The 20,904-nt window shown below is 71.5% G+C and carries 19 protein-coding genes and 1 pseudogene; 8 read left to right on the top strand and 12 right to left on the bottom strand.

Annotated elements, in window-relative coordinates; translation table 11 throughout:
- Positions 1 to 50 precede the first annotated feature (50 nt).
- From rlmN to K7B10_RS12960, 4 genes are all read left to right on the top strand, one after another.
- Positions 51 to 1,163, top strand: a complete 1,113-nt coding sequence (gene rlmN, locus K7B10_RS12975) for a dual-specificity RNA methyltransferase RlmN (RefSeq protein ID WP_030859822.1) — start codon at positions 51 to 53, stop codon at positions 1,161 to 1,163.
- Positions 1,164 to 1,416: 253 nt separating this feature from the next.
- Positions 1,417 to 2,520 (top strand): thiamine ABC transporter substrate-binding protein, encoded by a 1,104-nt coding sequence (locus K7B10_RS12970; RefSeq protein WP_229336242.1) that lies wholly within the window; start codon positions 1,417 to 1,419, stop codon positions 2,518 to 2,520.
- A gap of 41 nt (positions 2,521 to 2,561) precedes the next feature.
- Positions 2,562 to 4,178, top strand: coding sequence for an ABC transporter permease (locus K7B10_RS12965; protein WP_229344985.1), 1,617 nt, complete (start codon positions 2,562 to 2,564; stop codon positions 4,176 to 4,178).
- A complete protein-coding gene (locus tag K7B10_RS12960) occupies positions 4,178 to 5,224 on the top strand; it encodes an ABC transporter ATP-binding protein (protein ID WP_229336241.1) in 1,047 nt (348 codons plus the stop codon). Before K7B10_RS12965 ends, K7B10_RS12960 begins: the two co-directional genes overlap by 1 nt.
- A gap of 14 nt (positions 5,225 to 5,238) precedes the next feature.
- On the opposite strand, the gene K7B10_RS12955 is transcribed toward K7B10_RS12960, so the two are convergent.
- From K7B10_RS12955 to K7B10_RS12930, 6 genes are all read right to left on the bottom strand, one after another.
- Positions 5,239 to 6,141 carry a DMT family protein gene (locus K7B10_RS12955; protein ID WP_229336240.1) on the bottom strand — a complete coding sequence of 301 codons (903 nt, stop codon included), beginning with the start codon at positions 6,139 to 6,141 and terminating at the stop codon, positions 5,239 to 5,241.
- A 90-nt stretch (positions 6,142 to 6,231) separates the two neighbouring features.
- Positions 6,232 to 7,350 carry an LOG family protein gene (locus K7B10_RS12950; protein WP_229336239.1) on the bottom strand — a complete coding sequence of 373 codons (1,119 nt, stop codon included), beginning with the start codon at positions 7,348 to 7,350 and terminating at the stop codon, positions 6,232 to 6,234.
- Positions 7,351 to 7,376: 26 nt separating this feature from the next.
- A complete protein-coding gene (locus K7B10_RS12945) occupies positions 7,377 to 8,450 on the bottom strand; it encodes a hypothetical protein (RefSeq protein ID WP_229336238.1) in 1,074 nt (357 codons plus the stop codon).
- Positions 8,432 to 9,214 (bottom strand): ABC transporter ATP-binding protein, encoded by a 783-nt coding sequence (locus tag K7B10_RS12940; protein WP_229336237.1) that lies wholly within the window; start codon positions 9,212 to 9,214, stop codon positions 8,432 to 8,434. Before K7B10_RS12940 ends, K7B10_RS12945 begins: the two co-directional genes overlap by 19 nt.
- Positions 9,215 to 9,396: 182 nt before the next feature.
- The gene (locus K7B10_RS12935; protein WP_030162551.1) at positions 9,397 to 10,758 is read right to left on the bottom strand and encodes an aspartate aminotransferase family protein; all 1,362 of its coding nucleotides are present in this window, start codon (positions 10,756 to 10,758) and stop codon (positions 9,397 to 9,399) included.
- A 3-nt stretch (positions 10,759 to 10,761) separates the two neighbouring features.
- Positions 10,762 to 11,265 (bottom strand): Lrp/AsnC family transcriptional regulator, encoded by a 504-nt coding sequence (locus K7B10_RS12930; RefSeq protein ID WP_030298396.1) that lies wholly within the window; start codon positions 11,263 to 11,265, stop codon positions 10,762 to 10,764.
- Between the two features lie 169 nt (positions 11,266 to 11,434).
- Between K7B10_RS12930 and K7B10_RS12925 the strand changes: the two genes are divergently transcribed.
- The 3 genes from K7B10_RS12925 (at position 11,435) to K7B10_RS12915 (ending at position 14,757) form a co-directional block, all read left to right on the top strand.
- Positions 11,435 to 12,874, top strand: a complete 1,440-nt coding sequence (locus tag K7B10_RS12925; protein ID WP_229336236.1) for a gamma-aminobutyraldehyde dehydrogenase — start codon at positions 11,435 to 11,437, stop codon at positions 12,872 to 12,874.
- Positions 12,875 to 12,978: 104 nt separating this feature from the next.
- On the top strand, positions 12,979 to 14,157 hold the full coding sequence (locus K7B10_RS12920) for an ABC transporter substrate-binding protein (protein ID WP_229336235.1): 1,179 nt from the start codon (positions 12,979 to 12,981) through the stop codon (positions 14,155 to 14,157).
- A 99-nt stretch (positions 14,158 to 14,256) separates the two neighbouring features.
- Positions 14,257 to 14,757 carry a hypothetical protein gene (locus K7B10_RS12915; protein ID WP_229336234.1) on the top strand — a complete coding sequence of 167 codons (501 nt, stop codon included), beginning with the start codon at positions 14,257 to 14,259 and terminating at the stop codon, positions 14,755 to 14,757.
- On the opposite strand, the gene K7B10_RS12910 is transcribed toward K7B10_RS12915, so the two are convergent.
- The 5 genes from K7B10_RS12910 to K7B10_RS12890 form a co-directional block, all read right to left on the bottom strand.
- Positions 14,724 to 15,947, bottom strand: coding sequence for a serine hydrolase domain-containing protein (locus tag K7B10_RS12910; protein ID WP_229336233.1), 1,224 nt, complete (start codon positions 15,945 to 15,947; stop codon positions 14,724 to 14,726). The two genes, K7B10_RS12915 and K7B10_RS12910, sit on opposite strands and share 34 nt — an antisense overlap.
- 147 nt (positions 15,948 to 16,094) lie before the next feature.
- Positions 16,095 to 16,832 (bottom strand): response regulator, encoded by a 738-nt coding sequence (locus K7B10_RS12905; RefSeq protein WP_229336232.1) that lies wholly within the window; start codon positions 16,830 to 16,832, stop codon positions 16,095 to 16,097.
- On the bottom strand, positions 16,829 to 18,019 hold the full coding sequence (locus K7B10_RS12900; protein ID WP_443735317.1) for a sensor histidine kinase: 1,191 nt from the start codon (positions 18,017 to 18,019) through the stop codon (positions 16,829 to 16,831). Before K7B10_RS12900 ends, K7B10_RS12905 begins: the two co-directional genes overlap by 4 nt.
- The gene (locus tag K7B10_RS12895) at positions 18,019 to 18,726 is read right to left on the bottom strand and encodes a glycerophosphodiester phosphodiesterase (protein ID WP_229336230.1); all 708 of its coding nucleotides are present in this window, start codon (positions 18,724 to 18,726) and stop codon (positions 18,019 to 18,021) included. Before K7B10_RS12895 ends, K7B10_RS12900 begins: the two co-directional genes overlap by 1 nt.
- A gap of 29 nt (positions 18,727 to 18,755) precedes the next feature.
- Positions 18,756 to 19,781 (bottom strand): adenosine deaminase, encoded by a 1,026-nt coding sequence (locus K7B10_RS12890; protein ID WP_229336229.1) that lies wholly within the window; start codon positions 19,779 to 19,781, stop codon positions 18,756 to 18,758.
- Between the two features lie 109 nt (positions 19,782 to 19,890).
- Between K7B10_RS12890 and K7B10_RS12885 the strand changes: the two genes are divergently transcribed.
- On the top strand, positions 19,891 to 20,553 hold the full coding sequence (locus K7B10_RS12885) for a DUF4190 domain-containing protein (RefSeq protein ID WP_229336228.1): 663 nt from the start codon (positions 19,891 to 19,893) through the stop codon (positions 20,551 to 20,553).
- Positions 20,554 to 20,694: 141 nt separating this feature from the next.
- Here the strand turns inward: K7B10_RS12885 and K7B10_RS12880 are convergent.
- Positions 20,695 to 20,904, bottom strand: a pseudogene (locus tag K7B10_RS12880) (IS982 family transposase); the annotation flags it as partial.

Raw genomic sequence — 20,904 nt, 5'->3', positions numbered from 1 at the left:
AGGCGCGCTGCTTCTGCGGCGCGCCTTTCGTCTTACGAGGAGTACCAGCCATGGCCCGCCCTGTCCCGGGAGAGCTCACCTTCGTCGCCCCTCGCGGGGCCAAGAAGCCGCCCCGGCATCTCGCCGACCTCACCCCCGAGGAGCGTCGCGAGGCGGTCGCCGCGATCGGCGAGAAGCCCTTCCGGGCCAAGCAGCTCTCGCAGCACTACTTCGCCCGGTACGCGCACGACCCGGCCGAGTGGACCGACATCCCCGCGGGCTCGCGGGAGAAGCTCCGCGACGAGCTGCTGCCGGACCTGATGAGCGTCATCCGCCACATCTCGTGCGATGACGACACGACCCGCAAGACCCTGTGGAAGCTGCACGACGGCACGCTCGTCGAGTCCGTGCTGATGCGCTACCCCGACCGGGTCACCATGTGCATCTCCTCGCAGGCCGGCTGCGGCATGAACTGCCCGTTCTGCGCCACCGGCCAGGCGGGCCTGGACCGCAACCTGTCCACCGCCGAGATCGTCCACCAGATCGTCGACGGCATGCGCGCGCTGCGCGACGGCGAGGTCCCCGGAGGCCCGGCACGGCTGTCCAACATCGTCTTCATGGGCATGGGCGAGCCGCTGGCCAACTACAAGCGGGTCGTCGGCGCCATCCGCCGCCTCACCGACCCCGAGCCGGACGGCCTGGGCCTGTCGCAGCGCGGCATCACCGTCTCCACCGTCGGCCTGGTCCCGGCGATGCTGCGCTTCGCCGACGAGGGCTTCAAGTGCCGCCTCGCGGTCTCGCTGCACGCCCCGGACGACGAGCTGCGCGACACCCTCGTCCCCGTGAACACCCGCTGGAAGGTCCGCGAGGTCCTCGACGCGGCCTGGGAGTACGCGGAGAAGTCCGGCCGCCGGATCTCCATCGAGTACGCCCTGATCCGCGACATCAACGACCAGGCCTGGCGCGGCGACCTCCTCGGCCGGCTGCTCAAGGGCAAGCGCGTCCACGTCAACCTGATCCCGCTGAACCCGACGCCGGGCTCGAAGTGGACCGCCTCGCGGCCCGAGGACGAGAAGGCCTTCGTCGAGGCCATCGCCCGCCACGGCGTGCCGGTGACCGTACGGGACACCCGTGGCCAGGAGATCGACGGCGCGTGTGGCCAGCTGGCGGCCTCGGAGCGCTAACCTGCGGTTTTCGCGGGCCCGGTTCGGCCACGGGGTACCCTGTGGCCGAACCAATTGCATATTCCGACAGGGGAGCGCCACAGCGCTGAGAGTGCGGTAACCGTCATCCGCAGACCCTCTGAACCTCGCCCCGGTCATTCGGGGTAGGAAGTTCGGTCATCACTCAAGCTGTTGCGCCCTGCCCGGCGACCGCTCGCACTGAGCGCCGGGCGGGGCCGCGTCTTCTCCTGGTCATCCCAGGAGGAATTCACCAGTGAGCACCACCAAGAAGTTCGCGGGCGCGGCGCTCGCGGCCGCGCTCGGCGTCGCCACGCTCAGCGCCTGCGGCGGCGGCGACGCCAAGGGCAAGTCCGCGGACGGTTCCGGCGAGACCCCGAAGTCCAAGACGGTCACGCTCGTCTCGCACGACTCCTTCAACGTGACCGACACGGTCCTCAAGGAGTTCGAGCAGCAGAGCGGCTACACCGTCAAGGTCCTGAAGTCCGGGGACGCGGGCGCCGCCCTCAACCAGGAGATCCTGACCAAGGGCTCCCCGCGGGGCGACGTCTTCTTCGGTGTGGACAACACGCTGCTCTCGCGCGCCCTCGACAACGGCATCTTCACGCCGTACGAGGTCAAGGGCCTCGCGGACGTGAAGCCCGAGTACGTGCTCGACAAGGAGCACCGGGTCACGCCCGTCGACTCCGGCGACATCTGCGTCAACTACGACAAGGCGTACTTCGCCGACAAGAAGATCGCCCCGCCGCAGACCCTGGACGACCTGGTCAAGCCGGAGTACAAGAACCTGCTGGTCACCGAGAACGCGGCGACCTCCTCGCCGGGCCTCGGCTTCCTCCTCGCCTCCGTCGGCAAGTACGGCGAGGAGGGCTGGAAGGACTACTGGAGCAAGCTCAAGGCCAACGGCGTCGAGGTGGTCGACGGCTGGGAGCAGGCCTACAACGAGCGCTTCTCCGGCTCCGCGGGCGGCAAGAAGGCCAAGGGCGACCGGCCGCTGGTCGTCTCGTACGCCTCCAGCCCGCCGGTCGAGGTCCTGTACGGCGAGCCGCAGCCGGCCGAGGCCCCCACGGGCGTGGCGACCGGCACCTGCTTCCGCCAGGTCGAGTTCGCGGGCCTGCTCAAGGGCGCGAAGAACGAGGAGGGCGGCAAGGCGCTCCTCGACTTCCTGGTGAGCAAGAAGTTCCAGGAGGACATGCCGCTCCAGATGTTCGTGAACCCGGTGGTGAAGGACGCCAAGCTGCCGGAGCTGTTCACGAAGCACGGCGCGGTCGTCGAGAAGCCCGAGAACGTGGCTCCCGAGACCATCGCCAAGAACCGTGAGCAGTGGGTCAAGGCATGGTCCTCGCTCGTCGTGAAGTAGGACGCGAGAGCGCACGCGGTACGGCCGTCCGGCTCCTGCTGATGGCCGTGCCGCTCGCCTTCTTCGGGCTGTTCTTCGCGTATCCGGTGGCCGCGATCGTCGGCCGCGGGATCAAGACCGACGAGGGCTGGCAGTTCGGGCGGATCGGCGAGGTGCTGGCCCGGCCCGACATCGCCGACGTGCTCTGGTTCACCACCTGGCAGGCGTTCGCGTCGACGGCGCTCACGCTCCTGATCGCACTCCCCGGCGCGTACGTCTTCGCGCGCTTCGAGTTCCCCGGCAAACAGCTGCTGCGGGCGGTGGTCACGGTCCCGTTCGTACTGCCGACGGTGGTGGTCGGCACCGCCTTCCTGGCGCTGGTCGGGCGGGGCGGACTGCTGGACGAGCTGTGGGGCGTCCGGCTGGACACCACCGTGTGGGCGATCCTGCTCGCGCACGTCTTCTTCAACTACGCCGTCGTCGTGCGGACGGTCGGCGGGCTCTGGGCGCAGCTGGACCCGCGCCAGGAGGAGGCCGCCCGGGTGCTCGGCGCCGGGCGGTTCGCCGCGTGGCGGCGGGTGACGCTGCCCGCGCTCGGGCCGGCGGTGGCCGCCGCCTCGCTGATGGTGTTCCTCTTCACGTTCACCTCTTTCGGCGTCGTGCAGATCCTCGGCGGGCCCTCGTACGCCACCTTGGAGGTGGAGGTCTACCGGCAGACCGCGCAGCTGCTGGACCTGCCGACGGCCGCCGTCCTCACGATGGTCCAGTTCGTGGCGGTCGGCCTGATCCTCGGGATCCACGCGTGGACCGTGCGCCGGCGCGAGACCGCACTGCGGCTCGTCGACCCGGCGCGGACCGCGCACCGGCCGAGCGGGCCGGGGCAGCGGGCCCTGCTGGGCGGGGTGCTGCTGACGGTGGCGCTGCTGATCGTGGCCCCGCTGGCGGTGCTGGTGGAGCGCTCCCTCGACGCGCCCGGCGGGTACGGGTTCGGCTTCTACCGGGCGCTCCAGGACGTGGGCGCGGGCGGCGGAACGTTCCTGGTGCCCCCGCTGGAGGCCATTTGGAACTCCCTGCAGTACGCGCTCGCCGCCACCGCCATCGCCTTGGTGATCGGGGGGCTCGCGGCCGCGGCGCTGACCCGGCGCGGGGGCCGGTTCGTGCGCGGGTTCGATGCGCTGCTGATGCTCCCGCTCGGGGTGTCCGCGGTGACGGTCGGCTTCGGGTTCCTGATCACCCTGGACGAGCCGCCGCTGGACCTGCGGACCTCGTGGATCCTGGTGCCGCTCGCGCAGGCGCTGGTCGGTGTGCCGTTCGTCGTACGGACGATGCTGCCGGTGCTGCGCGCGGTGGACGGGCGGCTGCGCGAGGCCGCCGCCGTGCTCGGGGCCTCGCCGCTGCGGGCCTGGCGGGAGGTGGACCTGCCGCTGGTGCGGCGGGCGCTGCTGATCGCGGCCGGTTTCGCGTTCGCCGTCTCCCTGGGGGAGTTCGGGGCGACCGTCTTCATCGCCCGGCCCGACCGGCCGACGCTGCCGGTTGCCGTGGCGCGGCTGCTGGGGCGGGCCGGCGAGATGAACTACGGGCAGGCGATGGCCCTGAGCACGATTCTGATGCTGGTGTGCGCGGTGTCCCTGCTGGTGCTGGAGCGGCTGCGCCCCGACAAGACCTCGGGAGAGTTCTGATGACGTTGCTCGAACTGGCCGGGGTGTCGGTCCGCTTCGGCGAGCGCGCCGTCGTCGACGCGGTCGATCTGGAGGTCGCCGAGCACGAGATCGTGTGCGTGCTCGGGCCCAGCGGAAGCGGCAAGTCCACCCTGCTGCGGGTGGTGGCCGGGCTCCAGCCCGTCTCGGCGGGGCGGGTCCTGCTGGGCGGGGAGGACCAGGCCCGGGTGCCGGTGCACCGGCGCGGGGTCGGCCTGATGTTCCAGGACCACCAGCTGTTCCCGCACCGGGACGTGGGCGGGAACGTCTCGTTCGGGCTGCGCATGCGGGGCTCCCGGCGCGGGTTCGCGTCGGGGCCCGGGCGAGGCACGTACGAGGCCCGGGTCGCGGAGCTGCTGGAGCTGGTCGGGCTCCCCGGGGCCCAGGGCCGCCCGGTGGCTTCGCTGTCGGGCGGTGAGCAGCAGCGGGTCGCCCTGGCCCGCGCGCTGGCCCCGTCGCCGCGGCTGCTGATGCTCGACGAACCGCTGGGGCAGCTCGACCGGGGTCTGCGCGAGCGGCTGGTGGTGGAGCTTCGGGGGCTGTTCTCCCGGCTGGGGACCACGGTGCTGGCCGTCACGCACGACCAGGGGGAGGCCTTCGCACTGGCCGACCGGGTGGTGGTGATGCAGGAAGGGCGGATCGCGCAGGCCGGGACCCCGCTGGAGGTGTGGCAGCGGCCGGCCTCGGAGTTCGTGGCGCGGTTCCTCGGCTTCGAGAACGTGATCCCGGCGGTGGTGGCGGGCGGGGCCGCGGCGACCGCGTGGGGGAAGGTGCGGGTGCCGGCCGGGTCGCCGGAGGGGGAGCGGCGCATTCTGATCCGGCCGGCCGGGGTGGTGCTCGCCGCTGCCGGGCTCCGCTGCGAGGTGCTCGCGCGGACGTTCCGCGGCACGCACGTCGCCCTGCGGCTGCGGCCGGAGGCGGGGCCGGAGCTGGAGGCGGAGTGCGGGCTGGCCGGGGCGCCGGCCGTGGGGGAGCGGATCGCGGTCGCGTTCGCCCCGGCCGAGGTGGTCGTGCTTCCGGCGGCGTAGCCGCCGGAAGCCCTTCAGACCGCGGCGGGAGCGGGTTCCTCCGCCGGGGTCTGCGCACCTTCGTGGTTGCCGTACCAGGCGACCGCCACCGCGCCCGTGACGGCCAGGACGAAGCCGAGGACCGCCAGCCAGGCCAGGCCCGGGCGGGAGGCGTCGCCCAGCCACAGGACGCCGATCGCGCCCGGCAGTACGGTCTCGCCGACGACCAGCGCGGCCGTCGCGCCGTTCACCGAGCCGATCTGGAGGGCGACGGTGTGCAGGTACATGCCGCCGACACCGGCCAGCACGATGGAGTAGAGGGCCGGGTCGGCGAGCAGCGTGCCCAGGTCGAACGGGTCGATGCCGTCGAGGATCCGGACGCCGACGCCCAGCGCGCCGAAGGCCAGCCCCGACAGCAGGCCCGCCAGGATCGCGGCCCGGGAGCCCAGGAGGCGTACGGCCACCGTGCCGCCCGCGATGATCAGCAGGGTCACCGCGAACAGCCACCAGTGCGTGGACATCGGGGCGTGGTGGCCGCCCTCGTGGCCCGCCGCCGTCGCCAGCAGCACCAGGGCCGCGCAGACGACCCCGATCGAGGTCCATTCCTTGCGGGTCAGCCGGATGCCCAGCATCTTCACGCTGAGGACGGCCGTGATCACCAGGTTGGCGCTGATCACCGTCTGGGAGAGGAACAGCGGCAGCAGCCGGGCGGCCAGCGCGCCCAGCCCGAAGCCCACGAAGTCCAGGATGGTGCCGACGATGAACTCCCACGTCATCGCCGCCTTCGCGGTGGACGAGAGGTTCGGGCCGCCGTGCGCGGTCACCCCCGCGGCGGCCGGGGACATCCGGGCCGCCCTGCGCGAGCCCACGGCTTGCAGGACGGACCCCGTGCCGTAGCAGATGGACGCCGCGATCGCGGTCAGCAGGCCTATGAGCACCGAGGGCTCCGTTCACGTCTGGCAGGTTTTGCGTTTTGATTACCTATGGCAGACGTGCGATCGGGCCGGGAAGTTGCCTCGGGCCGCCCTTTACTTCGTCTCATTCCTCGCGTTCATCACCGCGAGTACGGCGGGGACTTCCTCCACCGAGTCGACCAGCGCGATCCGCGACTCCATCGCCCGGCCGCGCGCCAGCGCCTGCAGCAGCGGCCATGCCGGCAGGTGCTCGGTCCAGTGCGTACGTCCGACCAGGACCATCGGGGTCGGCTCGCCCCGCGACTCGTAGTAGTTCGGCGTCGCGTTGTCGAACATCTCCTGGAGGGTGCCCGCCGCACCCGGCAGGAAGACCACGCCCGCGTTGGACCGGGCCAGCAGCCCGTCCTCGCGGGTGGCGTTCGCGAAGTACTTGGCGATGTTGCCGGCGAAGGCGTTCGGCGGCTCGTGCCCGTAGAACCAGGTGGGGATGCCCACCGAGTCGCCGCCGCCGGGCCAGCGGTCCCGTACGGCGAAGGCCGCCCGGGCCCAGTCGGACACCGAGGGGGCGAAGGAGGGGGCCTTGGCCAGGATCTCCAGGGCCTCCGACAGGGCCTCGTCCGGGGCGGGCGCCAGGTAGGCGCCGAGGTTGGCCGCCTCCATCGCGCCGGGGCCGCCGCCGGTGGCCACCGTCAGTCCCGACCGGGCCAGCTTCCGTCCCAGCTCCGCCGCGCCCTGGTAGTCGAGGCCGCCGCGGGCCATCGCGTGGCCGCCCATGACGCCCACCACCCGGGCGCCGGCGAGGTGTTCGTCGAGGGCGTCGGAGATCGTGTCGTCGTGGACGGAGCGCAGCATCGAGGAGAAGACGTCGCCGTCCGCCTTGGTCTCCTGGAACCAGGCGTACGACTGGGCGTCCGGGGTGGCCTCGTATCCGGCGGACAGCCCCGTGAACAGCTCGTCGGCGGTGTACAGCAGGCCGCGGTAGGGGTTGAAGGGCAGGTCCGGGACGGGCGGGAAGACGAGCGCGCCGTCCGCGCGCACCTTCGCCGAGGCGTCGGGCTCCATCGGGCAGCCGAGGAAGACGGCCGCGGAGGTGTCGGCGGACAGCAGGGCGAAGGTGCGCTCCAGCAGGTTGACCGACTGGACCCGGTAGCCGCTGAGCGAGCCGCGCGCCACGACCCGGTCGAATTCGGCGAGCGTCTCGATCTCGATGTCTGCGTTGTCTGCGTTGACCATTCGGCCCACCCTATGGGCTGCCCTCGTCAGCGGGTCAACGCCAGCGACGTCAGCTGTGCCACACCCCACACGACCGGTCCGCACACGGCCACCAGGGCGGTGGCGCGCAGCGTCGCGGCCGTACGGAGGACCGCGCCCGGAGCGCCCAGGTCGCGCAGGGCCGCATGGGTGGCCGAGCGGTCCTGGCGGACTTCGACGGCCCGGGTGAGCAGGGTCGCGGCCGCGCACAGCACGACCAGGGCGCAGGCCGGTCCGGTCAGCGGGCCCAGCGGGACGCCGAAGCCGCCCCGCCCGCGCAGGGCCACCGCGGTGAGGGCGCCCGCGCCGACCGCGCACAGCACCCCGAGGGGCCGGCCCAGCCGGGGCGCCTCCTCCTGGAGGGTCCGGCCGGCGAGCAGCCGCATGGCGCCGGGGCGGACCGCCTGGACCAGGGCCCCGCAGGCGTAGGCGATCCCCGGTCCGGCAAGGGAGAGCCCGACGGCGGTGAGCGCCCAGCCGACCGGCATCCCGGCGCCGCCGGGGCCCGCGTACGCCTCGACGGCCAGTCCGCAGGCGGTCAGGGCGATGCCCCAGGGCAGGGCGGTCTGCGGGGCCAGCGGTGGGTGCGGGCGCAGGGCGAGGGCCGTTGCGGCGCAGGCGCTCAGCGGGACGAGGGCCAGCAGGGTGAGGGCGGCCGCCACGGGCACCGGCCGGTCGGCGTGCAGCAGTCCGGCCCCGGCTCCGTCGAAGGGCAGCCCGGTCAGCTCGCCCCGCAGGTGCAGGAAGGCGGCCAGGGCCAGGGCGCTGCCCAGGGTGCACGCGATGGCGGTGGAGACCGCCGCGACGAGGACGCGCTGCACGGGGCCGAGCCCCACCGCGTCCAGTCCTTCCCGGGGCCGGGTCGCGGGGTCGGTCCGGGCGACGGCGACCGCGAACTGCGCGGTGACGGCGAGCGGGACCAGGGCCCACAGCAGGCGCGGGAACGATCCGGCAGGCCGGGCGGTGGCCCCGGCGAGCACGTACAGCAGGACGAATCCGGTACCGGCGCTCGCTGCGGCGACCAGCAGCCGGCGCAGCTGGACGACCGGGCGGGAGCCGCGGACTAGGCGGAGAGCGAGCACGCGGCCTGGCCCTCCGGGGTCTCGTCGGACGGACCGCCGGCACCGTTCACGGCGGTGGCGCCGCTGACGGCGGCCGCGGCGGGCCGCCCGTCGAGCAGTTCGACCCGGCGGTCGGCGACGGCCGCGCCCTCCTCCTCGTGGGTGGCCAGCAGCACGGTGATCCCGTGCGAGCGGGCCGCGGTGGTGAGGGTACGGAGCAGCAGGGCGCGCTCGGCGCGGTGCAGCGGGGCGGTGGGTTCGTCGGCGAAGACGACCGCGGGCTCCTTGACCAGGGCCCGGGCGAGGGCGACCCGCTGGGACTCGGCGCGGGTCAGCGCTCCGGGGCGCTTGCGGGCGAAGGCGCCGATGTCGAGACGGTCCAGCCATTCGCAGGCGGCGGCCTTGGCGGAGCGGTGGGAGGCGCCGGAGATCAGCAGCGGCAGGGCCGCGTTCTCCCACACCTTCAGCTCGGGCAGCAGCTGGGGATCGGGGCCGATCCAGCCGAACCGGTCGCGGCGCAGCCGTTCGCGGGCCAGGGCCCCCATGGTGTGGACGGGCACGCTGTTGAACCAGATCTCGCCCTGCTCGGGCACCAGGTGTCCGGACAGGCAGCGCAGCAGGGTGGTCTTCCCGCTGCCGCGCGGGCCGGTCAGGGCCAGGACCTCGCCCTGGCGGACGCCCACCGAGACCCCGATGAGGCCGGGCGAACCGCTGTGGGAGTAGTGAACGGACCGTGCCCAGAGGACGTCATTGTCCGGTGGGGCGTTGTCCGGTGGAGCCACCATGGCGTACACCTCCGTCCGGGGGAACGAAGCGGAACCGGTTCGGTCACTGGCGCCGCACTGAGATGTAAAGAGATGAACGTCTTGGATGGTGACAGCACACGGCCCGGACCCCCGCGTTCTCACTCGAACGGGGGATCCGGGCCGTGTGGTTCGGACTGTTTGCTGCTCGTCGGCACCGCTCTTTACAGCTTGGTCCACGCCTCGGTGAGCACGGAGCGCAGGATGCCCTCGATCTCGTCGAAGGTGCCCTGGTCCGCGATGAGCGGCGGGGCCAGCTGGATGACCGGGTCGCCGCGGTCGTCGGCCCGGCAGTACAGGCCGTTCTCGAAGAGCGCCTTGGAGAGGAAGCCGTAGAGCACGCGCTCCGTCTCCTCGTCCGTGAAGGACTCCTTGGTGACCTTGTCCTTGACGAGCTCGATGCCGTAGAAGAAGCCGTTGCCGCGGACGTCGCCGACGATGGGCAGGTCGTGCAGCTTCTTCAGCGTCGAGAAGAAGGCGTCCTCGTTGTCCAGCACGTGCTGGTTGAGGCCTTCCTTGTCGAAGATGTCGAGGTTGGCGAGCGCCACCGCGGAGGACACCGGGTGTCCGCCGAAGGTGTAGCCGTGCAGGAAGGTGTTGTCGCCCTTGTAGAACGGCTCGGCGATGCGGTCCGAGACGATGCAGGCACCGATCGGGGAGTAGCCCGAGGTCATGCCCTTGGCGCAGGTGATCATGTCCGGCACGTAGCCGAACTTGTCGCAGGCGAACATCGTGCCGAGGCGGCCGAAGGCGCAGATCGTCTCGTCGGAGACGAGGAGCACGTCGTACTCGTCGCAGATCTCGCGGACCCGCTGGAAGTACCCGGGCGGCGGCGGGAAGCAGCCGCCGGCGTTCTGCACCGGCTCCAGGAAGACGGCGGCGACGGTGTCGGCGCCCTCGAACAGGATCTCCTGCTCGATCTGGTCGGCGCACCAGCGGCCGAAGGCCTCGGGGTCGTCGCCGTAGATCGGGGCGCGGTAGATGTTGGTGTTCGGCACCTTGTGCGCACCGGGCACCAGCGGCTCGAAGGGGGCCTTCAGGGCCGGCAGGCCGGTGATGGACAGGGCGCCCTGCGGGGTGCCGTGGTAGGCGACCGCACGGGAGATGACCTTGTACTTGGTGTGCTTGCCCTGCAGCTTGAAGTACTGCTTCGCCAGCTTCCACGCGGTCTCGACGGCCTCGCCGCCACCGGTGGTGAAGAAGACCTTGTTCAGGTCGCCCGGGGCGTAGTCGGCGAGGCGCTCGGCGAGCTCAACGGCCTTGGGGTGCGCGTACGACCAGATGGGGAAGAAGGCGAGTTCCTGCGCCTGCTTGTAGGCGACCTCGGCCAGTTCCTTGCGGCCGTGACCGGCGTTGACCACGAACAGTCCGGCGAGACCGTCCAGGTAGCGCTTGCCCTTGTCGTCGAAGATGTAGGTGCCCTCACCCCGCACGATGGTGGGGACGGGGGAGTTCTCGTACGACGACATGCGGGTGAAGTGCATCCACAGGTGGTCGTACGCGGTCTTGGAGAGGTCCTGGCTCACGGGCTATCGAGTTCCCCACATGTAGGTCTGCTTCTTCAGCTTCAGATAAACGAAGCTTTCGGTTGATCGCACGCCGGGGAGCGCGCGGATCTTCTTGTTGATCGTCTCCAGCAGGTGGTCGTCGTCCTCGCAGACGATTTCCACCATCAGGTCGAACGAGCCCGCGGTCATGACCACGTACTCGCACTCGGCCATCTGGGTCAGTGCGTCGGCCACCGGGTCGAGGTCTCCCTCGACGTTGATGCCGACCATGGCCTGGCGTCGCAGGCCCACGGTGAGCGGGTCGGTGACGGCGACGATCTGCATGACGCCCTGGTCGAGCAGCTTCTGCACGCGCTGGCGCACGGCCGCCTCCGACAGGCCGACGGCCTTGCCGATCGCTGCGTAGGGGCGGCGACCGTCCTCCTGCAGTTGCTCGATGATCGCCAGGGACACAGCATCGACCGAAGGGGACGGTTGTCTGTTCCTGGAATCTGCGCTTCGACTGACCACGACCTCACTGTGCACGAGGAGTCGTCTGTTCCGCAAGACGGAATCGATGAAATCCGTTGTTTGAGATCCTGGATCTCACTGATTCCGTAGTTGGTGGCGTCTGGCCCTGCCGAAAGCGTCCGCCTAGGGGCTAGGATTGGGATTCGTCTCAATCGTTGGACATGTGATCAGGAGTGTGGCTGGAGTGACCACCGAACTGCGTCGTCTGCGCAACTACATCGGCGGAGAGTTCAAGGACGCCGCCGACGGGCGGACCACCGAGGTGGTCAACCCCGCCACCGGCGAGGTGTACGCCACCGCCCCGCTCTCCGGCCAGGCCGATGTCGACGCCGCCATGGCCGCCGCCGCGGCCGCGTTCCCGGGCTGGCGCGACACCACCCCGTCGGAGCGCCAGAAGGCCCTGCTCAAGATCGCGGACGCCTTCGAGGCGCGCGCGGACGAGCTCGTGGCCGCCGAATCGGAGAACACCGGCAAGCCGCTGGGCCTCACGGCCAGCGAGGAGCTGCCGCCGATGGTGGACCAGATCCGCTTCTTCGCGGGTGCGGCCCGCCTCCTGGAGGGCCGCTCGGCCGGCGAGTACATGGAAGGGATGACCTCGATCATCCGCCGGGAGCCGGTCGGTGTGTGTGCCCAGGTCGCGCCGTGGAACTACCCGATGATGATGGCCGTGTGGAAGTTCGCCCCGGCGATCGCCGCGGGCAACACCGTCGTGCTCAAGCCCTCGGACACCACCCCGGCCTCGACCGTCCTGATGGCCGAGATCATCGACTCGGTCCTGCCCAAGGGCGTCTTCAACGTCGTGTGCGGTGACCGCGAGACCGGCAAGGCCATGGTCGAGCACTCCACCCCGGCGATGGCCTCCATCACCGGCTCGGTGCGCGCCGGCATGCAGGTCGCCGAGAGCGCCTCGAAGGACGTCAAGCGCGTCCACCTGGAGCTCGGCGGCAAGGCCCCGGTCGTCGTCTTCGAGGACGCCGACATCGCCAAGGCCGTCGAGGACATCGCGGTCGCCGGCTACTTCAACGCCGGCCAGGACTGCACCGCCGCGACCCGCGTACTCGTGCACGAGTCCATCCACGACGAGTTCGTGACCGCCCTCGCCAAGGCCGCCGCCGACACGAAGACCGGCCAGCCGGACGACGAGGACGTGCTCTACGGCCCGCTGAACAACCCGAACCAGCTCAAGCAGGTCGCGGGCTTCATCGAGCGCCTCCCGGCGCACGCCAAGGTCGAGGCCGGCGGCCACCAGGTCGGCGACAAGGGCTACTTCTACGCCCCGACCGTGGTCTCGGGCCTCAAGCAGGACGACGAGATCATCCAGAACGAGGTCTTCGGCCCCGTCATCACCGTCCAGTCCTTCACGGACGAGGCCCAGGCCCTGGAGTACGCGAACGGCGTCGAGTTCGCCCTCGCCTCCTCGGTGTGGACCAAGGACCACGGCCGCGCGATGCGCATGTCCAAGAACCTCGACTTCGGCTGCGTGTGGATCAACACCCACATCCCGCTCGTCGCCGAGATGCCCCACGGCGGCTTCAAGAAGTCCGGCTACGGCAAGGACCTCTCCGCCTACGGCTTCGAGGACTACACCCGCATCAAGCACGTGATGACCTCGCTCGACGGCTGATCGGTCTCCGCGGGGATCGCATCGATCACCGAAGGGGCTTGAGGGGGCGGGCAGTAGACAACATGTCTATTGCCCGCCCTCCTCCGTTCGCCGAGGCTTTGCCCATGCCTGAACTCGCCTTCTCCCGCCGCGCGGCGCTGCGCGGCCTCGGTGCCGCCGGCCTGTTCGCGGCCCTGACCGGCTGCGGTGTGCCCGCCGCCTTCGTCCCGGAGGACCGGCGGGAGGGCCCGGACCGCTCCGACCGGGACAAGCGGGTCGCCTTCTCGAACTGGCCGCTCTACATCGACACCGACGACGAGGACGAGGGGCGCCGGCCCACGCTGGACGCCTTCTCGGAGAAGACCGGCATCGAGGTCCGGTACACCGAGGAGATCAACGACAACGACGAGTTCTTCGGCAAGGTCAGCCCGGCCCTGATGAACCACCAGGAGACCGGCCACGACCTGGTGGTGGTCAGCGACTGGATGGCCGCCCGCTTCGTCCACCTGGGCTGGGCCCAGAAGATGGACCGCTCGGCGCAGCCCAACGTGGCGGCCCACCTCGACCCGCAGCTGCGGTCCCCCGCCTTCGACGAGGGCCGCCTGCACACCGTCCCGTGGCAGTCGGGGATCACCGGCATCGCCTACAACCACAAGGCGCTGGGGCGGGAGATCAAGTCGGTCAAGGACCTGTGGCACCCGGACCTGGCCGGCAAGGTCACCCTCTTCTCCGGCCTGGACGAGTCCTTCGCCCTGCTGATGCAGGGCAACGGGGTGGACGTCACCCGGTGGACCGAGTCCGACTTCCACCGGATGTGCGACCAGGTGGAGAACATGGTGAAGAAGAAGCACATCCGCCGCTTCACCGGCAACGACTACACCTCCGACCTGAGCAAGGGTGACGTCCTGGCCTGCCAGGCGTATTCCGGCGACGCCATCCAGCTCCAGGCCGACAATCCCGACATCCGGTTCGTGGTCCCGGAGGAGGGCGCCGAGCTCTGGGCGGAGAGCCTGCTCGTCCCCAACCTGGCCCGGCACAAGACCAATGCCGAGGCACTGGTCGACTACTACTACGAACCCGAGGTGGCCGCCGAGCTCGCCGCCGCCGTCAACTACGTCTGCCCGGTCCCGGCCGCCCGCGAGGTCCTGGCCGCCTCGGAGGACAAGGAGACCGCCGAACTCGCCGAGAACCCGCTGATCTTCCCCGACGAGGAGATGCGCAAGCGGCTGGTCGTGGCCCGGGACATCTCCTCGGCCGAGCGCCGCTCCCTCGCCCAGCGCTGGAACGCCATCGTCGGCCTCTGAGCGCCGGTCGGCGCCGGAAGGGTCACGGTCCCGCCGTAGAACTGAACGCGTTCAGCAACTTGGCTGAACGCGTTCAGAAACAGGCGTACGCTTCCTTCCATGAGCGAGAGAAGCGCCCTTCAGCGGCGGATCCGTGCCTGGCTGATCCTGTTCATCGTCTGCCTCGTGCTCAGCGGCCTCACGGCATTCCCCCTCGTCAGCGAACTCCACTGGGCCAACTCACTGGTGTCCCACGAGTGGCTGCGACGGGTGGGGGCCGGACTGGAGCAGGCCGACCGGGACCACCCCTTCCTCCTCTACGGCACCGACTGGCTCGCCTTCGCCCACCTGGTGATCGCGGTCTTCTTCTACGGGGTCCACCGCGACCCCGTCCGCAACATCTGGATCGTCGAAGCCGGCATGATCGCCTGTGCCGGCGTGATCCCGCTGGCCCTGATCTGCGGCCCCGTCCGGGCCATCCCCTTCGGGTGGAGCCTCATCGACATCTCGTTCGGCGTCTTCGGGGTCATACCCCTGCTGGTGCTCCGCCGCATGATCAAGCGCCTGGAGGCCATGCCGGGCGAGGGCTACCGGGCGAAGGCCGCCGCGACGATCCCGTAGGCCACCTGGTTCATGTCCAGGCCCTTGGCATCGGTGGAGTTGACGGAGTAGACGAGGGTGCGGGAGAGATCGCGCGCCCCGCCGATCACGGTGCTGTACCCGAAGCGGGAGCCGGTCTTGCCGTAGACCACCGTGCCGTCCGCCAAGGCGAACCGCTTCATCCCCGCGGTCTGCACGGCGTCCTCCCCGGACTCGAAGTCGGTCACCGCAGGCACCGTGAACATCTCCTCCAGCTGCGCCTTCGGCACCACGCGCCCGGCGAACAGGGCCTCGGTGAACCTCTCCAGGTCCGCCGTCGTCGATATCAGGTCCCCGGCGGCCCAGTTCGACGAGGAGTTCCACTCCGTCACGTCCACCAGTGAGGTACCGGCGCCCGGCTTCGCCACCGCCTGGTACCCGTGGTGGTGCGGGCCCGCGATCCGGTTCTCCGTACGCGACGGAACCGAAGTCCCGTGCAGGCCCAGAGGCCTCAGGATCCGCGCGGACAGGGCCTGCTCGTAGGACGCGCCCGTCAGCTTCTCGATCAGCACGCCCAGCACCGTGTAGTCGATGTTGAGGTAGTGCTGCCGCTCGCCCGGCCGGAACTCCGGTCCTTTCGACACCGCTTGGGCGATCAGCGCATGCGGATCGACCACGTCGAACCGGTGCGCGTACTGCGCCTCGAACGAGTCCCCCGGGCCCTCGGCGGCGGGGATGCCGCTCGTGTAGTTCAGCAGCTGCCGCACGCTGATGGGCTCGAAGCCGCCCGGGCCGGACGGCAGCAGCCCCGGAAGGTACTGCTGCACCGGCCGGTCCAGATCGACCTTGCCCTCGGCGGCCAGTTGGAGGACCACCGCCGCCGTGAAGGTCTTGGTCACCGAACCCGCCCGGAACCGCGCCTCCTCGAACGCCTTCCGCCGTGTGCGGACATCGGCCACACCCGAACTGCCCGCCCACCGGCCGCTCGTACCGCCGACGCGGACCAGCGCGGCCGTCGCGTCCTTGTTGTCGGCGCCGACCCCCGCGATCGCCTTTCGCAAGGCTGCCGCATCAGGCGGGCTCGTGTAGAGGGGCGGAGCCGCGGTCCCCGCCGACACCCGCGCGGTCACCGCGCCGGGCGCCGGAGCCGGAGCGGCCCGGGCGACGGTCGGCCCGGCCGCGATACCGAGGACCAAGGCGGTGGCGATCAGTGTGCGCGTACGTACGTCCATGGCGGGAACCCCCTGTGAGCCGGCCAGGGCCCCAACAGCCCCGATGACTCAATGCTGCAGGTCACAGGGGTTGCCGCGGATCACCCCCGAGAGGGGTCTTCACCGGTACGACAACTCACCGGCGCGAGGGAGAAGCCCGTCCCCCTCTCACTCCCCGGAGGGAGATACCTCCGAGCCGGTCCCGCTCCCGACCCCGCTCCCAACCCCGCTCCCGACCCCGTGCCCCACCCCGATCAGGCCCGTCTCGTACGCGCAGATCACCGCCTGGATCCGGTCCCGCAGCCCCAGCTTCGCCAGCACGTTCCCCACATGCGACTTCACCGTGTGCTCGCTCACGACCAGCGCGGCCGCGATCTCCGCGTTCGACAGCCCCCGCCCCAGGTGCAGCAGCGTCTCCCGCTCCCGCGCCGTCAGCACCTCCAGCCGCTGCGCGGGCAGCGCCCCCGCCGCCGCCGGCCGCGCCGTCACCGCCGTGTACTCCTCGATCAGCCGCCGCGCCACCGAAGGCGCCAGCAGCGAATCGCCCGCCGCCACCACCCGTACGGCATGCACCAGATCGTCCCGGCGCACGTCCTTCAGCAGGAACCCGCTCGCCCCCGCGTGCAGCGCCTCGTACACGTACTCGTCCGAATCGAAGGTCGTCAGCATCACCGTCCGGCACGAGCTCCCGGCCGTGATCGCCCGGCACGCCTCGATCCCGTCGAGCACCGGCATCCGGACGTCCAGCAGTGCCACGTCCGGCCGCAGCTCCCGCACCGCCGACACCGCCGCCGCGCCGTCCCCGGCCTCCGCGACCACCTCGACGTCCTCCTGCGCGTCCAGGATCATCGCGAATCCGCTGCGCACCAGCTCCTGGTCGTCCGCCACCACCACACGGATCGTCAACTCCCCACCTCCAACGGCGAGGTTACAAGGACGACGCGCAGCGAGAACCCCAGGCCACCGGGGCCGGGACCGTGGTGCGCCGTACCGCCGTGCGCCGCCGCCCGCTCCCGGATCCCGATCAGCCCGTGCCCACCGGCAGCGGCCGTCGCCGCGGGTCCGGGCCCCCGCCCGTCGTCCGTCACCGTCAGCGTGAGCGCCCGCGGCCCGTACTCCAGGCACACGGACACCTGCGACGCCCCGGCGTGCTTCACCACGTTCGTCAGCGCCTCCTGCACCACCCGGTGCACCGTCGCCTCCAGTGCCGCCGGCAGCGCGCGCACCGCCCCCGTCCGCTCGTACGACACCCGCGGCCCGCTGCCGCGGACCCGCTCCACCAGTCCCGCCAGCTCCTCGATCCCGGGCTGCGGCGACCGCGGAGCGGCCTGCGGCGCCGCCGCCCGGTCCGTCCGCAGCACCCCCAGCATGGTCCGCAGCTGCGCCATCGCGTCCCGCCCCGTCTCGGCGATCGCGTCGAAGGCCGCCTCCGCCCGCTCCGGGGCCCTGCGCACCGCCACCGGACCGGCCTCCGCCTGGACGATCATGATGCTGACGGCGTGCGAGAGGATGTCGTGCATCTCCCGGGCGATGCGGGCCCGTTCGCGCGCCGCCGCCTGCTCCGCCTCGATCCGGTTCGCCCGCTCCAACTCCGCGGCCCGCGCCTCGACCGCCTCCGTGTACGCCTGCCGGGTGTACTGCAGCCGCCCCAGCGCGTACGCGGCCGCGAAGACGAACAGCGCGAACAGCAACTCCCTGGCCGTCCCCGTGTTGAGCGCCACGGAGGCCAGGATCAGCCCGGTCAGGGTCACGCCCATCGTGATCCGTACCCGCGCCGGGCACAGCAGGGCCATCGTGTACACGCCGATCAGCGGGGCGTACGGCAGCGGCTGACCGGGGCCGTCCAGCGCCAGTGCGTAGAGCGTCCCCGCCGCGACCATCCCGAAGATCGCCGGCACGGGCGCCCGCCGCCGCCACACCAGCGGCACATTGCCGAGCGTGGTCAGCATGTATGCGGGCCACGTGGCCGGCGAGTCCAGCGGATCGCGCGGCACGACGAACGGAATCGTCGTCGCCACCTGGACCAGCAACGTCAGTCCGAGGTCCTGCCACCGCGGATCCGCCCGCCGGATCCGCTCCCCCCAGACCCGTATCACCGGCCGGGACCGGCGGGTTCCGCCCGTACGCGGGCCAGTGCGGCCACCCGGTTGGTGGTGACGGAGTCCACCCCGGCCGCGATCAGCCTGCGCATCGCCCACGTCGTGTCCGCGGTCCAGGCCGAGACCAGCAGGCCCTCCTTGTGGAGGGCGTCCGTCAGCTCCCGGTCGACCAGCCCGAAGCGGTAGTTGAGCCAGGCCGGCGCCACCGCGTCGATCAGCACGCGGCGCGGCGGCGACAGCGTGGTCCACGTCAGCGCGATCTCGGCCCCCGGATCGGCGGCGCGCACGGCCAGCATCGTGTCCGGTCCCGCGCAGTAGTACGTACGGTCGCGCGCCCCGCACTCCCGGACCTGGCCGACGACCGTCCGTACGGCCTCCGCCGTGGCCCCGGGCAGGTCGATCATCACGCGGCCCGCGCCCGCCGCCATGAGGGCCTCGCGCAGTGTCGGGACGCGCCCGCCCGTCAACTCCTTCAGCTGCGGGGCCGTGACGGCGTCGAGCCGCACGTCATGGCCCCACAGCCGCTGGAGCGTCTCGTCGTGGAGCAGGACCGGCTGCCCGTCGCGGGTCAGCCGTACGTCGATCTCGACGGCGTCCGCCCCGCGGAGGAAGGCCGAGCGGATCGAGGGCAGGGTGTTCTCACGGACACGGTAGGGATCGCCGCGGTGGCCGACGGCAGTCAGGGTGCGCATGACCGCCATTGTCGGCGTTCCCGGCGGCCGGCGGTCCGTCAGCGCGCCAGCCAGGCCTCGGTGTACGCGTCGATCTCCGCGCTGAGCTTCGCCTTGCCGGCCTCGTCCAGGAAGGAGGCCTCGACGGCGTTCTTCGCGAGCTGCGCGAGCCCGCGCTCGTCGAGGTCGAGGAGGCGCGCGGCCACCGCGTACTCGTTGTTGAGGTCGGAGCCGAACATCGGCGGGTCGTCGCTGTTGATGGTGACGAGCACGCCCGCCCGCACCATCTCCTTGACGGGGTGGCGGTCCAGGTCGGTCACGGCGCGCGTGGCGATGTTGGAGGTCGGGCAGACCTCCAGCGCGATCCGGTGCTCGGCGAGGTGGGCGAGCAGCTCCGGGTCCTGGGTGGCGCTGGTGCCGTGGCCGATGCGCTCGGCGCCCAGCTCCCGGATGGAGTCCCAGATGGTCTCGGGGCCGGTGGTCTCGCCGGCGTGCGGCACGCTGTGCAGGCCGGCCGCGCGGGCGGCGTCGAAGTACGGCTTGAACTGCGGGCGCGGGACGCCGATTTCCGGGCCGCCGAGGCCGAAGGAGACCAGGCCCTCGGGGCGCAGTTCGACGGCGAGGCGCGCGGTCTCGGCGGCGGCCTCCAGGCCGGCCTCGCCGGGGATGTCGAAGCACCAGCGCAGGATGACGCCGAGCTCGGTCTCGGCGGCCTTGCGCGCGTCCTCGATGGCCTCCATGAAGGCCTTCTCGTCGATGCCGCGGCGGGTGGAGGAGTACGGGGTGATGGTCAGCTCGGCGTAGCGGATGTTCTGCCGGGCCATGTCGCGGGCGACTTCGTAGGTCAGGGTGCGTACGTCGTCGGGGGTGCGGACCAGGTCCACGACCGAGAGGTAGACCTCGATGAAGTGCGCGAAGTCGGTGAAGGTGAAGTAGTCGGCCAGCGCCTCGGGGTCGGTGGGGACCGCGGAGTCGGGGTGGCGGGAGGCGAGTTCGGCCACGATGCGCGGGGAGGCCGAGCCGACGTGGTGGACGTGGAGTTCGGCCTTGGGCAGCCCCGCGATGAAGGGGGTCAGGTCGGGCATCGGAGAGCCTCCGGGAGGACGGGGTGCGGACAGATCGGGCTTCATCGTAGGCAGCTCCGGGACCGTCGGTGACAGCACTTAGCATGGGCGTACGAGAGGGGGGCGCCGCATGACCGACCAGAGCCCCGAGCCGAACGACCCGTGGGCGCCGCCGGAGCGGCCGGCGGTGGAGCTCGGGAAACCGCAGGCCACACCGGGGGTTCCGGGACCGCCGTCCGTGCACGACCAGCAGACGATCGCGGGGATGCCGGGGGGCGACACCCCGCCGGCGCAGATACCCGGCCCGGCGCTGCCGCCCGCCTACGGCTACCCGGCGCAGCCGGACCCGGGGGGCTACGCGTACCCCGGACCGCCGCCGGCGCAGCCGACGTACGGCCACCACCCGGGCCACCCGGGCCCGCAGGGGTACCCGGGTTACGCGGGATACCCGGGGTACCCCGGGTATCCGCAGAAGAGCAACGGCTTCGGGGTCACCGCCCTCGTGCTCGGCATCATCGGCGTCGTCACCTGCTACCTGGGGCTCCTGTTCGGCGTCCCGGCGGTCATCTTCGGTGTCCTGGGCCGCGGCAAGGCCCAGCGCGGCGAGGCGGACAACGGCCCGATGGCCCTGGCCGGCATCATCCTGGGCGCGATCGGCATCCTGCTCAGCCTGCTGATGATCGGGCTCGTCATCGCCGGTGTCCTGCTCGGGGACCCGGGGAGCGGTTCCGGCTCCGAGTACGACTACGACGGCGGGTCGTCCTCGCACACGCACGTACGCGAGCGCGTCTGACGCGGCGGGCCCGCACGCGGGGCATACGGCGCAGGGCCGGGACCGGGCAGCATCTGCCCGGTCCCGGCCCTGCGCCGTGTCTGTGTCCGTCCGGCCGTCCGAACGGCGCGGCCTACTAGACGAGTAAGTCCGAAGTCTTGGTCAGTGGTCGTAGGCGATGAGTGATCTGGTCAGGGGTGTGGCGTTGGCTCGGTTGTGCCAGATGGCGGCGGTCAGGGCCAGGATGCGTTGTCCGACGCGGGCCAGGACTCCGGCTGGGGTTCTGGCGCCGTGGCGTTCGAGGTCGAGTTGGCCTTTGAGGGTGTCGTTGACGGATTCGATCAGCTGTCGGATCGGTTTGAGCAGGTGTTC

This window comes from Streptomyces flavotricini (assembly GCF_020639365.1).
GTDB classification, from domain to species: Bacteria; Actinomycetota; Actinomycetes; order Streptomycetales; family Streptomycetaceae; genus Streptomyces; species Streptomyces flavotricini.
This window is presented reverse-complemented; position numbering and strand designations above follow the sequence as displayed.